The sequence below is a fragment of the Clostridium sp. 1001283B150210_160208_E6 genome, from assembly GCF_015669365.1.
Lineage (GTDB): Bacteria > Bacillota > Clostridia > Clostridiales > Clostridiaceae > Clostridium > Clostridium paraputrificum.
Genome location: NZ_JADPAA010000003.1, coordinates 207352 through 223126, shown reverse-complemented (window position 1 = coordinate 223126; position 15775 = coordinate 207352). Strand labels below are relative to the sequence as shown.

Below are 15775 nucleotides of genomic sequence, written 5' to 3'. Positions count from 1 at the left end.
TTGTGAAGAAAATAATAAATTGGGGTTAAAGGTAAGTGAGGGTTATGAAAATAAAAAAGATTAGAATTATTCATTTTGCTATAATAATTATTTTTGTATTAATAAGTATACCTGTTATTAAAAAGGTTAAATTAAATCTCCAGGTAAAAAAAGTACAAGATGCTTTTTATAAAGAGAATTCAAAATTAGATATTAATGATTTATCATTTAAAAGTATAAGTTTATTAGATGGTGATTTAGAGAATAATCAAATTTTTTTAACAGGAGAATCTCATGGGACAAAAGCTTCTTATGAATTAAAGGAGTATTTTACAAGGTATTTTGTAGAAAAAGCAGGAGTAAAATATATTATTTATGAAGGAGGATTTTGTACTGCTCAATTAATAAATGAGTACTTAAAGACAGGAGATATGGAGATTATTAATTATATAATGTCAAATTTAAGGGGAACTCAATCTTATACAAAAAATCATTATGAATCAATAAAAAATCTTTATAAATATAATCAATCACTCCCCGAAGATAGAAAACTTCAATTAGTTGGAATAGATATAGAACATCAACCTCTAATCGCAAGAAGATATATAACATCATTATTACCTAAGGATGAAGCACCTAGTGAACTGAAAGAAATGATAGAACATGTAAAGAAAATTAGTAGAAATAATTATCAGAATAATTGTAAAGAAATTATTAAAATTCTAGAAAATAATCAAGAGAGTGCTAAAGAATATTTAGGTAATAATTATGGCAACTTTTTATTTGGTGTAAAAAATTTATCTATAAGTTCTGGGCAACTTGTTAGGGAAAAATATATGATAAATAACTTCATTGAGCAATATGAAAAGTTACCAAAAGGAAAATATTTTGGGCAGTTAGGTGGATTCCATGTATCACAGAGTGGAGTAGAAGATAAGGATGGATATATACCATTTGCAGGATATCTTCAAAATAATTATAAGGGAACTGAAGGAAAGGTACTATCCATTAGTTTTGAATATGAAAACTCTAATTGTTATAGTCCAATTGGTAATGAAGAATATTATATAAAAAATTCATTTGTTAATTATACAGATGCTGTATATACTACAGATATATTTCCAAAGGATAAAAAGACTACACTATTCAAATTAAATTATGAGGGGAGTATGTTTCTTGATAAGTATAATCTTTGTCCATATCCATATGCAAAAATATATCAATATGTAGTTACTATAAGTGATTCCCCTAGTGGTGAAAAATATGAATAAAGTAAAAGAGAAAACTTTTATTAAATAAAGTTTTCTCTTTTAATATTAAGCTACTTCTAGCTCTACTTCATTTTCTTTTTCATTTAAAAGCTTTTTAATTCTCTTAAAGTATGTATAAGCTAAAGGAACACAAGCAAATATCCAAGCAACTGGATCAGCTAAACAAATTCCTAAGTATCCTATAAATTTTGGTAAAGTAAATGCAACTAAAGCTCTTGCTGCTAATTCATAAACACCTGCCATCATAGGAATAAATGAATCTCCAATACCTTGAAGAGCATTTCTATATATAAATATTAACCCAAGTGGTATAAAGAATATTGCAGCTATGTCTAAGCATTGAGTTGCATATACTATAACAGTTTGGTCAGGGCTTTCTAAGAACATCAATACAAAGTACTTACCAAACAGAACTAATACTATACCAGCTATAATACTAGTTATTATAGAGATAATTGTACATTTCTTTACCCCTTCTTGTATTCTTTTAAAATTTCTAGCTCCTAAGTTTTGTCCACAGTAAGTAGCCATAGTAACTCCAAATGTAACAGCAGGTTGCATTACTAATTGAAGCGCTTTAGATGCAGCTGTATATGAAGCTATAACTGTAGAACCAAACACATTTAATGCACCTTGAACTATCATTATTCCAAGGGCAGTAACAGAGAATTGAAGAGCCATTGGAACACCTATTTTTAAGTGAGTTATATAGTAATCTTTTGTTACTATAAAATCGCTTTTCTTTAACTTTAATATTGTATGTCTTTTGTAAGTATATATTAAACAAAGTACTCCAGATACACCTTGTGAAATAACTGTAGCATATGCAGCACCTGCTACACCCATATCAAAGTTAATTATAAATACTAAATCTAAAACAATATTTAATATTGAAGAAATAATTAAGAAGTAAAGTGGAGTCTTACTATCTCCTAAAGCTCTTAATATACTTGCTAACATATTATATATAAAAGTTGCAAATGTACCAGCATACATTATTATTATATATTTTGAAGCATCCACCATTATATTATCTGGCGTATTCATTAATCTAAGTACTGGCTTAGCAGATAAAATACTGATTATAGTTATTATAAGTACTGATATTACAGAAAGAATTATTGCACTTCCTGTTGCTTTTTTCATACCTAATTGGTCTTTTGCTCCAAATCTTTGAGAGATTAGAATTGCAAAACCTGCAGTTAAACCTATAACAAATCCATTTACTAAGAAAACCATAGCACCTGTAGATCCAACAGCTGCAAGAGCTTCAACTCCTACAAATCTACCAACAATAATTGTATCTACCATGCTATAAAATTGTTGAAATATATTTCCTATAAGTAAAGGTATGGAGAAAAATAAAATCAGTTTTACTGGATTCCCAGTTGTCATATCTTGTGTCATGTACATCCCCCTTTAAAACTTTTTATTCACAGTTTTATAGGATAACAGAATTACTTATATAATACTAGTATTTATTTAATAAAAATTTAATTAATCGTTAACACTTAATTATTAGACATTAAAAAGGAGAAATCTCAAAGAAATTTCTCCTTCAGAACTTATTTATCAATGATTGGTTCTATACTTAAATCATCTAATCTTGATTTTAACTTAGAATTTTCTTCCTTTAAAGAATTAAGTGTATCAGTTAAAGAAGATACCTCTATTTTTAATTTTTTTATATCCTCTTTACAATCATTAATATTTACATAATGATCAGTTCTTCTTTTATCATTATAAGATTTTTCTTCAGTAGAAAGATATTCCTTAGTATTCTTAGGAATATCTTTACTTACTTTAATTTCTAAGTAAGGTGCATGATTAGTATTGGAGGAATCAAACTTCACAAGGGATGTACCATGGGTAGTAGCACTACTTAGTGTAATACTAAAATCTTGGTTTCTAGAAATTGAATATTTATATAGTGAAGTTATATCAATACTAACAAATCCATCTATATAGTTATAAGGTAAGGATACATCTAGGTGATAGTTTTTTGATACCTTAGGGGGACTTATCCAACTAATTTTTGATAGATCAGGATACTCAATATTTTTATATATAACTATATTTTTATAGGATAGGTCGTAGTATATTAGGTCATCTAAAAATAAGTAAAGGGAAACAGATTCTATATTCCTAATACTAGTATCTAATGAACTAAAATTAATTACAGATACAAACATGTTGTAAAGAGTATCTTTATTATAATGAGTACCAACTATTAGCTTGTCTACATTAGAATTTGATGATGTTGGATGAAGCATATCTATAGTAGTACTAGACTTAGAGTTTAATTTTAAAATATTACTCAATGTATAGCCTCCTTTATTTATTATTAATGTCTTCATCAGAGAGTAGGTTACTTGGAATACCTAAAGAGCAATGTGAGGTTTTATATGAAAATATATATGAAACATCTAATGGTAAATTCCTTTTAAGATTTGATTTGTAATCATATCTAATTATTGAATCATCAGTATCATTAAAGAAAAACTTTGGATTACTCCATGTAGAACCATTATCTTCTGAAAAAGAGGTGAAAAGCTCACTAAATTCTAACCATTGAATATAAAGTCCATTATTTACTTTTAATATATGAGGAAATTCACATGCAACAGCATCTTGAATTATCGTATAATCTTTTCTATTAAATTTATTATCTACTAATTCCCCAGAGTAGTAGGCACAATGGTATCTATCACTATTATTCTCAGAGAAAACTATATGATATTGGTTTTTGGGGAATTCAATGGCAGAAAGATATACTTTGGTCTTACCTGTATTAGTTACTTGAATACTAGAATTCCATGAAGATGTTTTTTCATTAAATCCAGCTATAAAAACTTCTTCATATCCTTTATTGTCATTTAAATATAAGATAGTAGGATTGTTATCATTAAAGGTAATGACAAAGTTAGTTAAAATATAGTATTTAATCCTATCTATTTCAGTCTTTACCCATTTGTGACCATTATAATAATAATGTATTAGGGTACATTCATCACTTGTAGTTGTATCAACAAGGTAATAGAAAAGGTGTATTTTATTATCTATTTTCTTTATATAAGGAAAGGTTATTTTTAATTTTGGGTTATCTATCTTAAGTAGAGTACTTTTATAAATATGTTCTTGATTAATATAGGTATATAGTAGAGTATTATCCTTTGTATAAATAACTCCATATACAGAATCTTTATTATCTACATTAAAAAAAGCATTAGAAAAATTATAATTTCCTGAAACAAACTTCTTTTTGTATTTAAATTTACTATCTTTATCGTAGATATATAATTCAATTCCATTATCATAGGAAAGTTCATATAAAGAGTTATCAGATTTACCTAATAAAGTATTGAACTTTCTTTCAAATGACATAAATCTCCTCCTTAAAATTAATCTTATTTATATAATATATTTTAACCTCTATTAATGTGTACATTGTTATTGTGTAAGTGAAACATATACAAAATAAAAACATACTATAAAGTATTGAAAATTCATATTGGAGGCTTGAATATGAAGAAGGATAATGAATCTTTATTAGATTTTACATATGATGTTAAATCAGAATCAAATGATATAAGCAAAGTAAAATGTGTAGGCATTTTAGCAGATAAAATATATGATTATACTTCTTTTGAAACACTTCAATTTGGGGTGAAAAATGAGGAATTTTATATTAGGACAATGAATGAAGAAAAATATAAGATTGGAGCTGATGTTTGTATTGATGAAGTATCACTTTGTTATGATTATATAGGGATAAAGGATGATGAAACTATAAGTGGTTTATCTTCCTATAATAATGAAAATAGAAAAGGTGAAATTTTTGTAGAGGTTAATGGTAATAAAGTGTATTTAAAGGGTAAAAATACTTCAGCAAATGTATCAAAATACAATGAATCCAACTATTTCATGCTTTATAAGGAGTTTGAAGGATATTTTAATAGCATAGCTTATTCTAGTGATAGAGTTAGTGTGTTTAAGCATGGATTAAGATACTTTGTAGATGGTTTAGAGATAAATATAAAGGGTAAAATTGGAGACAAGCATTTTGAGGGTGTGAAAAGCTATAGAAAAAACAATTCAAATGAATCTACACCAATTGAGATAACTAAACTTGATGTGTTAGGTAATTATAGCTATAGAGATACTAAAAATAAATTGTGTTCATATTCTGAGTCTGGTCTTAATTTATCAACAGTTAATTTATATGGTAATTTATTAATTCCTAAAGATAAAAAGAGAATAAAGCTTAATGTTAAGTTAGAGCCATCTCTTTCTATAGAAGAGGTAGCCCCTATATTAAAATATGATGGTGGTAGCACTATAAGTACAATAGTTAAATACTCATTTCTAGCAACTCATAATATTTATCATAGTACTAAAGAATCCATTGGGGTGTTTATAGATAGCAAGGGGGTTAAGTATAGAAAAGTGAATATGTATGAAGATAAGTAAATACAAGCATTGAAGAGGGCTGATTGAGGTAACAATTGTCGAAACCTATCATAGAATAAAATATATGAAGGAAAAATGCGTATGTGGCTTTTTTAGATAAAAACAGGAGGAACGATGTATGGAAAGAAAAGGTACCGAATCTAAAAGTGTTGAACCTTGTGAAACAGATAAATTTAAGCCCAATTGTGAACCTGAGAAATCTGCTGAAATAGAAGTTCAATGTACAAATATTTCAAATGCGAAATGTGTAGGAATATTAGCTGAAAAAATCTTTGACTGTGTATATCTTGATGTTCTACAGTTTTCTGACAAGGATGAAGTGTTTGCAATTGACAATTTTTGCGAAACAGAAACTGGGAAAAGTTCATATTACAGAGTTGGAGATTGTGTATGCATAGATGATATTTCATTATGCTATGACAATATTGGTATAAAAGACGATGACACTATAAGAGAATGTGATTGTTGCGATCATGATAGTCTAGGAGAAGGCAATATTTTAGTAAGGTATGATATGACTAACAAAGTATTTACAGCAGTACCAGGTACAGAGGTTGAAGTTGATAATATTCCAGATCTTATGCCAGAAGAATCAATAGAAACAAGTAGGCATATACCTTACACAGTGAATTTATACGATGAATTTGAAAGCTCTGTAACTAGATGTAAATGTAATGGGGAGCAAGGAGAGGGAGCAATTCCTAAGTCAAGAGTATTTAAACAAGGAGTAAGATACTTTGTTAACAATTTAAAGGTTAGAATTAGAGGAAGAATAGGAGATAAACCTTTCACAGCTACTAAAGATTATCTTTATTATGGGGATGTTTATGGATGTGGGCCTAAAATTTCTGTAAACCCTGTAGAGATTACAAAGAAAGATACTTTAGGAAATGGTGAAGGCTGCGGATTCGATGTGGGATTGAATTTTACACCAATAAATCTATATGGACGAGTTAGTGTTCCAAATGACCGTAGAACAGTAAAGAGTAATATTAAATTAGAACTTTGCTTATCTGCTGAATGTATAGAAACATCAGAAAGATATGGAGATTATGGTGAAGGATACATTCGTGCAATAGTTGGATATTCATTCCTAGTAAATCATAATATGCGTCATACTACATCTGAAGAACTAGCTGTATTTACAAACCCTAAAGGAATAGAATGTCATGACACAAGTAGAAAATCAGATTGTGTAGAAGACAAAGATGAAACTAATGGAAAAGATACTTGTAAAAGACCAAATAAATGTAAGTGCAAAAAATAAGTTTTATATTTAATGTTACAAAGAGTGAATCAATTTCACTCTTTAAATTTTAAAAGAACTATTTTAGATGTGTATTTTACAAGGATTCTTTATATTTATATGAATTTTGTAAACATACTTTAAAATATATATATAATAAGAGAGTATTCATATATAATGTAAATGAAAATAAATATCAAGAGGAGGTAATATGGTTGAATTAATGATTATAAGTGGATTAGTATTACTAATCTGCATAACATCCAGTAAGATGTTATACAAATTTGGAGTTCCAATGCTTCTTATATTCATAGTTCTTGGAATGTTGTTTGGTTCTGATGGAATAGTAGGAATATATTTTGATAACTATGATTTAACTAGTACGCTGTGTTCTATTGCACTAGTTTTTATTATGTTCTATGGAGGATTCGGTACCAACTGGAAAATGGCTAAACCAGTAGCCAAACAATCAATACTCATGTCTACCTTTGGGGTAATAATAACATCATTACTAACAGGAGTGTTTTGTTATTTTATTCTAAATACAAGTCTTTTAGAAGGACTACTTATAGGTTCAATCGTTGGATCTACAGATGCCGCTTCAGTCTTTACTATTTTAAGATCACAGAAATTAAACTTAAAAAGTGAAATTGCATCATTATTAGAAGTAGAAAGTGGAAGTAATGACCCAATTGCATATATGATGACACTAAGTATTGTAATGATAATGTCTAGTGGCTTAAGTTGGAGTATAGTTCCTATGATATTAAAACAAATTATATTTGGAATACTTCTTGGAGCTGTTCTTGCTAAAGCTACTGTTTTTATAATAAGAAGAGCTAATTTTGAACTTGAAGGTTTTTATAGCATCTTTATTATTGCAATAGCTATTTTAGCCTATGCTTTAAGTGAATTTATAGGTGGGAATGGCTACTTAAGTGTTTATATTGCTGGAATAATACTTGGTAATAGTAAGATTCCTCATAAAAAGAGTTTGGTTGCTTTCTTTGACGGAATATCATGGATAATGCAAATAATGTTATTCTTTATGTTGGGATTATTATCTTTCCCATCAAGATTACCTCAGGTTATTGGGGTTTCAATCCTTATTTCTATATTCATGATTTTTATTGCAAGGCCAATAGCTACACATGTGATTTTAAGGGGATTTAAAACTCCTATTAAAGAGCAAATACTTATTTCTTGGGTTGGGTTAAGAGGTGCTGCATCAATAGTTTTTGCTATATTTGCAATTACTTCTGGTGTCCCTATAGAAAATGATATTTTTCATATAATATTTTTCATAGCCCTAATTTCAGTGTCTGTTCAAGGTACTCTTTTACCAAAGGTAGCACAAAAATTAGACCTTGTTGATAATGACACAACAGTTTTAAAAACATTTAATGATTATCAGGAAGAAAAATCAACAATGCTTTTAGAATATAACGTATCTAAAAGTAGTAAGTGGATGAACAAAACTATTATGGATGCAGAAATTCCAGATGATATATTAATAGTAATGATAAAAAGAAATGGCCAAGTCATTGTACCAAAGGGATCTACTGAAATTTTAGAAAAGGACATCCTAGTTTTAAGTGGAAATAACTTAAATGAGGTTGCTTTAGGGAAATAAATAAGTTTACATCTGTTTTCAAATAAACTATTATGGTAATGATACTTAAAGATTGGAGAAAAATATGAAAGTAAATATGTTCATCCCTAAGTACATGGAAGATTTTAAATGTGTTGGTTCCAAGTGTGTGGATACTTGTTGTGCTGGATGGGATATAAATATAGATGAAAATACCTATAATAGATATGAGAATTCAGAAAGTAAGCTTAAGGAATTAGTCCAGGGAAAGTATAAAATAAATAATTATGAACATGATGTTTTTAATCATGGATTCATGATTTTAAAAAATAAAAAGAAATGTCCGTTTTTAAACTCTAACATGCTTTGTGATATTCACGGTAACATTGGTAAAGAACACCTGTGTATTACCTGTAAGAGTTATCCTAGAGTTTATAATATAATTGATGATATTTATGAAAAGAGTGGATTAACCTCATGTTATGAGATTTGTTTAAAAGCTCTTTTGAATAAGGAAAAAATTGAATTTATCGAAATTGAGGATGAACTTGATATAGATAATATAGAAATAAGAAGAATTATAGATAGTGAAGCTTTTCAAGGCAGTGATAACTTACTTCAGTACTTTTGGGATATAAGATTAATCACCATAAATATTCTGCAAAATAGGAAGTATTCCATAGAGTATAGATTAGATATATTGGGGTGTTTCTTTAGTAGAATAGAGGAATCTTTTAAGAATAATGATTTTTATACTATTGAAGAGCTAATAGAAGATTTTAGCAACGAAGAATATAGTTTTAGCTTTATTAATAAAGGAAGTTATGATGATAATAGAGAGTTCTATCATAGCTTATGTGATGATAATTTAATTCAAGAAATAAAAAGTGTTAGATTAAAGGAATGTGTAAAAGAATATAAAAAATCAAAAGAGAAAATAGAATTATATAAATTATATAACTCTAAACTTGAATCTTTTGAGTATATATTTGAAAACTATTTGGTTAATAAGGTATTTACAGACTTGATCCCCTTTAATAAAGGGGAAGACCTATATCTAGGCATTAACTATCTTATTAATATTTATAAAGTAATTAAAGCTTACGTAATTGGAATTGCAGTAGGTAATGAAGAAGAAATAACTGAAAATGGAATACTAAGAGTTATTCAAGCTTTAAGTAAGGATATAGAACATAATAAAGTTTTTGAAGAAATACTTTTAAGTTAAGAAACCCTATTCATGTAGGGTTTCTTTTTTGCGCTAATATTTCGATGTAAAAGATATTTGACTATCAAAGTAATTTGTGATAATCTAATATTCATAAAAAATAAATTGCTTATAAGAGGTGACATAACATGAAGAAAAAAACATGGTTAATAGTATTAATAACATGCTTGATAGCTAGTATTCTAGGAGTAATTAGTCTTTATACTCCTAAAAGCAAAAATGCTGCAAGTAATGGATTTTCAGCAGAGAAGGCTAAAGAACATATAAAGGAAATAGCAAAAGAACCACATTCTATTTATGATGAGGATTCTTTAGCAGAAGTTAGAAATTATATAATTCAAGAATTAAATACTTTAGGTTTAGATACAAATGTTTTTACCTATGAAAATGTAGAAGATAGAAATGGAAAAATAGTAGATATAAATAATATATATACAAAAATAGATGGGAAGAATGGGGAGGATGGAAAATATATTTTATTAGCATCTCACTATGACTCATCACCTAAGAAAAGAGATGGGGAAGAGGCAGGTTCATTAGGAGCAGCAGATGCCGGTTATGGAGTTTCTACAATTTTAGAAATACTTAGAGTTATAAAAGAACAAGACAAGCCTCTTGAAAATGGAATAAAGATTTTAATAACAGATGGAGAAGAAATGGGACTTCTTGGAGCAAAACAAGAAATGAATAATAACTTCTCATTATATGAAAATGTAGAATATGTTATAAATATAGAAGCAAGAGGAGTAAAAGGACCAGCCTTAATGTTTGAGACAAGCTCAAATAATAAAAAGGTAATAGATCTTTATAAGAAAGCTAATTTACCTGTATCATATTCCTTAGCAGCAGATGTGTATAGTAAAATGCCAAATGGTTCAGATTTTAGTGAATTTAAAAAGATGGGATTACAAGGTATAAATTTTGCAGTTTTAAATAGCCTAGATTATTATCATACTCCAAGAGATAATTATGAAAATGTAAGTGATACAAGTCTTCAGCACTATGGAGAACAAATACTACCTATAGTTGAAGAGTTTGTATATAATGCAGAATATGGTGAAGAAGGAGCCCTAAAGTCAAATGAGGATTCAATATTCTTTACACTATTACCTAACATCTTTATTAATTACTCATCTACTCTTGCCTTTATTTTTATGATGATAATAATAATAGCTACAATCATTGTATTTAGAAAATTTAATATCTCATTAAAAAATATAATTAGGTCTACAGGAGTATGGCTTCTATTAGGAATAATGAATTTATTATGTGGAATTTTAGTATCATATTTAATATCACTAGTATCTAGAATACCATTTAAGCTAACGTATATGCCTAAGGTACCAGGAGATGACATTATTCTTGGAACTTTCTTAATATTAAATGCAATATTATCTACAATAGTAATTAGAAAAACTTTAAAAAATAGAGAAAGTATAATAGTAGGAGCTATAGGATTTAATCTTGTCTTTTTGGTAATTACAATGTTTACCCTTAAGGGAGCAAGTTATCTATTCCTTTGGCCAACAGTATTTTCTTTAGTTACTTTTGCTTTATTAAAGAAAGGTGTAAATAAGTTTATAGCACTTATTCCAGTAGCATTTACCATAATAATCTTTGTCCCAGTTATATGGAACATATATATTGCATTAACAATAGGTGCTTTGGGAGTGGTATTATTACTTGCAATAATTGCTTTAACAACAATTATTGCATTCATAAATTATATAAAATAGAAAATATAGAGGGATGTAAGAATTAAAATCAATTCTTGCATCCCTCTTAAGTATTTAAGTTGAAGGTTTTGTACAATTAAGGTAGTAGTTATTATTTGTTGCTTTTGTGAGATTTAGGTTTACCTTTTTCTCCTTTTATATGTAGTTTTGAATGCTCAATATCCATTTCAACAACTTTTGTAAATTTAGACATTTTAAGACCCTCCTTTATTCTTAATCACAATTAATTTAACCAATACTTTAAAATATACAACCTATTTTGTCTACCTATAGTGCCACATAATTACTTTCATATTTGACTAAACTATTTATATGAAAATATGTTAAGGAGTAAATTGTATGAAGATATTTCAAAGTAACCAATGTGATAAATTAAAATCTTGTCTTCTTTGTTATCCTACAAATTTTAAAGTAACTAATAAAAATAGTCCTTATTATAATAATATAGATAATGAGCTAATGTTTAGTCAGTATAATAATTTTATAAATACTTTAAGCAATTATGGAATAAAAATAAATTTCATTGATATAAATAAAAATTTACGGCACCAGGTTTTTACTCAAGATATAGGCTTTGTTATAAAAGATATAATGTTTGTATGTAAAATGAAGCTTAAGGAAAGAGAAGATGAGATTAATTATCTGAGAAAGTTTATAAAGGATAATAATTTAAAATATTACTGCATGGAAAACAATATTGAAGGTGGAGATGTAATTCATTATGAAGGCGTATTATTTATTGGGATTAGTGCTAGAACTACAATTGATGCATGCAGAGAGTTAGAAAAAGCTCTAGAAAATATGAAAATAGATATGAAGGTCATACCTATTTATTTTGATAATAGTAAAATTCATTTAGATTGTGTGTTTAATACATTGGATAAAGGAAGTGCCATTATATGTTCTTATGTTTTTGATAGGAAAATCATAGAGAAATATATACCCAATTTAATAGAAATAAGTAAGGATGATGCAGATAATTTAGGGACTAATTATGTGTATTTAGGAGAAAAGAAAATTTTAAGTAGTAATAAAAATGTATTAGATATCTTAGAAAAAAGAGGATATGATGTAACTTATATAAATTATAGCGAAATTATGAAGGGTGAAGGAAGCTTAGGATGTTCAATACTCTATCTTTTAAGGGAATAGTTAATAATATATAAAGTACGGTTATGATGACACCATTATGTGGGCCTTTAAATATAATATACTATAAAAAATATAAACAAAGTATAGATAAAAAATATATATAGTATAAATAGTATATTTGGAGGATTAACAAATGATTTTATTTACAAAGAAACCTATAGAAGAAATAGCTGTAGAAATAGAACTTCCTGATGAACCTATAAATGGGGGAGAGGAAGATAATGAGTTATGTAAAGATATTGAAGTATCAAAAACAGTTCGTCCAGATGATGAAGTATGTAGTAATAAAAGAGTTCATGTAACTTTAACTATTGAAGCTAAGAAAAACTTAAATAAGGTTACAGTTACAGACTTTTTAGAAAGTAATTTTATAGATAGTGTTGTAAAAGATGCAACTACTCCATCTACTACAACTGGTACAGTAGTTGTTGATAATCCTAATCATAAAATTATATGGTCAATATCAAGTATAAAAAAAGATGATCCAGTAACTTTAAACTATATAGTTATAATAAAAGATAGTGCTATAAATAATAGTTCAGCTTATGTTAATGCAAAAATAGAGATAGATACTATTAATGCAGGTAAATGTACTAAATCCCACGGCGATAAAGATTTAAAAGATGGATTAAATATAACTTGTCCTGTAACACAACCTAAAGTAACAACTTTAGTTAAGAATAATGATAAGGATGAATATGATTGTGATGAAACTATTCACTCTACTTTGATTCTTACATTGGATAAGCAAGATACAGGGGTTGTTATAACTGATGATTTAGCAAATGCATTTGTTGGCGTTCCTAGTAATATAACTGTAAGCCAGGGAAGTGCTAGTGTGGATGGTAATAATAATATAGTATGGCAAGCTGGAACTGTACTTGCTGATACTGAGATAAAGCTTGAGTATGATATAACTCCTGACCAAATAAAAACTAATGCTGGATTTGTTACTTCAGAGGTAAGAGTTGGTGGAGATTCAATAGATCCAGAAATAGTTATACCAAGAGATACTCAAAATGCAGATTATTATTTCCTAGACACATTTACGAGAGATTGTCCAGAAGATGGTCAATGTTGTTGTCAAGCTTGTGAAGATATTGAAGTAGAACCATGTGAATTTTTCAAAACTGCAACTGTAGATGTAGACCATATTAGATGTAATGGTAAACTAGTTGATGTAACAGTAAATCTAGAACGTGTTTGTCCAGGTAGAACTTTAAATGTTGGTGTCTTCTTAGTAGAAGAAACATCTGAGGGACAAAAGTCATTAGGATTTATTGTAAAAGAAGTTACAATTCCAGAATCTATTACTCCTTGTACAAGCCACGAAGTACCAGGTTTCTGTTTTGCTTTGACAGATAATGATGGTTGTAGAGCAGGAAATAGAAACTTTACTGCAAAAGTATTTGCAAATTATATTAATACAACAATACCAAATTGTGACTGCCAAACACAAGAGTCATAGAGAATGAAGTAAAGATAATAATGCTAATTAAATAATTTAAAATAGTGTAAAAAAGGTGCATTAGATGGATAAATTTCAATCTAATACACCTTTTTTACTGTCTAGGAAAATATAAAATTTTAATTAGCTATAAAATAAAGTTATTATTACAATTTAAATATCCACCCACCCTTTGTGTTATATAAATTTAAATAAGGAACATTATGTTAAATTTTAAATATAATATAATATAAAGAATATAAATGGAGGAAAAATAAATGATTTTTTTTAAAAATAAACGTATAAATGCAGAAATAGCTGCTTCAACTGAATTATATAATGATGAAGTAGTGGAAAATATATGTGAAACTTTAACTGTAACAAAGAATGCTATTCCCGAGGATGATGCATGTACAACTAAAATAGTCGATGTAGAATTAAAAGTTGTATTTGCACAAGCATTAGGTCTTGTTACAATTATAGATAACGTATCAAATGTATTTGTAGATAGTATAATAGAAAGTAGTGTTACAGCCGATCCTAATAATAATGGAACAATATCTGTAAGTCAAAATCCTCTTGAAGTAACTTGGTCAGATTTAGATGTTGATGAACCAATGACAGCAACATTAAGATTTAAAGTTTTAGTAAAAGATAATGCGATAGATAATAATAATGCTTTTGTTAACAATAATATTCAGGTAAATGCTGACGAAGGAAGAAATTGCACATTTCCACATTTAAATGGAGCATTTTTTATTCCACGTTGTCCTGAATCCCCTGTAGTAACATCTTTATTAAAGGATAATGATAAAAATGAATATGATTGTGATGAAACTATTCACTCTACTTTAACTCTTAAATTGGATAAAGGAGATACAAATGTTGTTGTAATAGATGATTTATCAAATTCAAATGTTGGTACTCCTACTAATATAGTAGCATCCAACGGAACTACTATTGTGGATGCTAACAATAATATAGTATGGACAGTTGGAACTGTAACTGCTGATACTGAGATAACACTTGAGTATGATATAACTCCTGACCAAATAAAAACTAATAACGGATTTGTTACTTCTGAGGTAAGAGTTGATGGAGATTTAATAGATCCAGAGATAGTTATACCAAGAAATACTGAAAATCCAAATTATATCTTCCTAGACACATTTGTTAGGGATTGTCCTGAAGAGGATGGGGAATGCTGTTGTCAAGCTTGCGAACCTATTACAGTAGAACCATGTGAACTTTCCAAAAATGTTACAGTAGATGTTGAACGTATAAAATGTACTGGTAAACTAATTGATGTAACAGTAAATCTACAAAGAGTTTGTCCAGGACAGGTTTTAAATGTTGGTGTTTTCTTAGTTGAAAATGTTCCTGGAGATGCTGATGGTGATGGTGATATAGAAGAAGGTGAAACAATACAAGAATCAAGAGGTTTTATTGTAAAACAAGTTACAATTCCAGCAAGTGATACTGCTTGTACAAGTAGACTAGTAAATGGATTCTGTTTCCCATTGACAGATGATACAGGATGTGATGCAGATGATAGAACATTTACTGCAAAGGTATTTGCAACTTATATTAATAGAACTGTTCCAAATTGTGATTGTGATACAGAACCAACACAAGAAGCATAGAACAAAGTATAG

General features: G+C 28.1%; 12 protein-coding genes. 9 read left to right on the top strand and 3 right to left on the bottom strand.

What is annotated here, in order from left to right:
* The first annotated feature begins 44 nt into the window (after positions 1 to 44).
* Positions 45 to 1250 carry a hypothetical protein gene (locus I4V16_RS05810; protein WP_195541755.1) on the top strand — a complete coding sequence of 402 codons (1206 nt, stop codon included), beginning with the start codon at positions 45 to 47 and terminating at the stop codon, positions 1248 to 1250.
* A 45-nt stretch (positions 1251 to 1295) separates the two neighbouring features.
* On the opposite strand, the gene I4V16_RS05805 is transcribed toward I4V16_RS05810, so the two are convergent.
* The 3 genes from I4V16_RS05805 to I4V16_RS05795 all read right to left on the bottom strand — a co-directional run bounded on the left by I4V16_RS05805 (position 1296) and on the right by I4V16_RS05795 (position 4634).
* Positions 1296 to 2657, bottom strand: coding sequence for an MATE family efflux transporter (locus tag I4V16_RS05805; RefSeq protein ID WP_195966566.1), 1362 nt, complete (start codon positions 2655 to 2657; stop codon positions 1296 to 1298).
* Between the two features lie 158 nt (positions 2658 to 2815).
* Positions 2816 to 3571 carry a DNRLRE domain-containing protein gene (locus I4V16_RS05800; protein ID WP_049178801.1) on the bottom strand — a complete coding sequence of 252 codons (756 nt, stop codon included), beginning with the start codon at positions 3569 to 3571 and terminating at the stop codon, positions 2816 to 2818.
* A gap of 13 nt (positions 3572 to 3584) precedes the next feature.
* The gene (locus I4V16_RS05795) at positions 3585 to 4634 is read right to left on the bottom strand and encodes a hypothetical protein (protein WP_049178799.1); all 1050 of its coding nucleotides are present in this window, start codon (positions 4632 to 4634) and stop codon (positions 3585 to 3587) included.
* A gap of 141 nt (positions 4635 to 4775) precedes the next feature.
* Here I4V16_RS05795 and I4V16_RS05790 point away from each other — a divergent pair, with 141 nt between their 5' ends.
* From I4V16_RS05790 to I4V16_RS05755, 8 genes are all read left to right on the top strand, one after another.
* Entirely contained in the window at positions 4776 to 5720 is a 945-nt protein-coding gene (locus I4V16_RS05790) for a hypothetical protein (protein WP_195966565.1), read from the top strand.
* 118 nt (positions 5721 to 5838) lie between these two features.
* Positions 5839 to 6987, top strand: coding sequence for a hypothetical protein (locus I4V16_RS05785; protein WP_111937703.1), 1149 nt, complete (start codon positions 5839 to 5841; stop codon positions 6985 to 6987).
* 190 nt (positions 6988 to 7177) lie between these two features.
* The gene (locus I4V16_RS05780) at positions 7178 to 8599 is read left to right on the top strand and encodes a potassium/proton antiporter (RefSeq protein ID WP_049178793.1); all 1422 of its coding nucleotides are present in this window, start codon (positions 7178 to 7180) and stop codon (positions 8597 to 8599) included.
* 64 nt (positions 8600 to 8663) lie between these two features.
* On the top strand, positions 8664 to 9785 hold the full coding sequence (gene fliB, locus I4V16_RS05775; RefSeq protein WP_195966564.1) for a flagellin lysine-N-methylase: 1122 nt from the start codon (positions 8664 to 8666) through the stop codon (positions 9783 to 9785).
* A 128-nt stretch (positions 9786 to 9913) separates the two neighbouring features.
* Positions 9914 to 11521: a M20/M25/M40 family metallo-hydrolase gene (locus I4V16_RS05770; RefSeq protein ID WP_111937701.1), complete on the top strand. Its 1608-nt coding sequence runs from the start codon at positions 9914 to 9916 to the stop codon at positions 11519 to 11521.
* A gap of 339 nt (positions 11522 to 11860) precedes the next feature.
* Complete coding sequence (locus tag I4V16_RS05765; RefSeq protein WP_111937700.1) at positions 11861 to 12673, top strand: arginine deiminase family protein; 813 nt, start codon at positions 11861 to 11863, stop codon at positions 12671 to 12673.
* A gap of 133 nt (positions 12674 to 12806) precedes the next feature.
* Positions 12807 to 14141 (top strand): hypothetical protein, encoded by a 1335-nt coding sequence (locus I4V16_RS05760; RefSeq protein WP_195616963.1) that lies wholly within the window; start codon positions 12807 to 12809, stop codon positions 14139 to 14141.
* Positions 14142 to 14398: 257 nt separating this feature from the next.
* Positions 14399 to 15763: a hypothetical protein gene (locus tag I4V16_RS05755; RefSeq protein WP_049178784.1), complete on the top strand. Its 1365-nt coding sequence runs from the start codon at positions 14399 to 14401 to the stop codon at positions 15761 to 15763.
* The last annotated feature ends 12 nt before the right edge of the window (positions 15764 to 15775 follow it).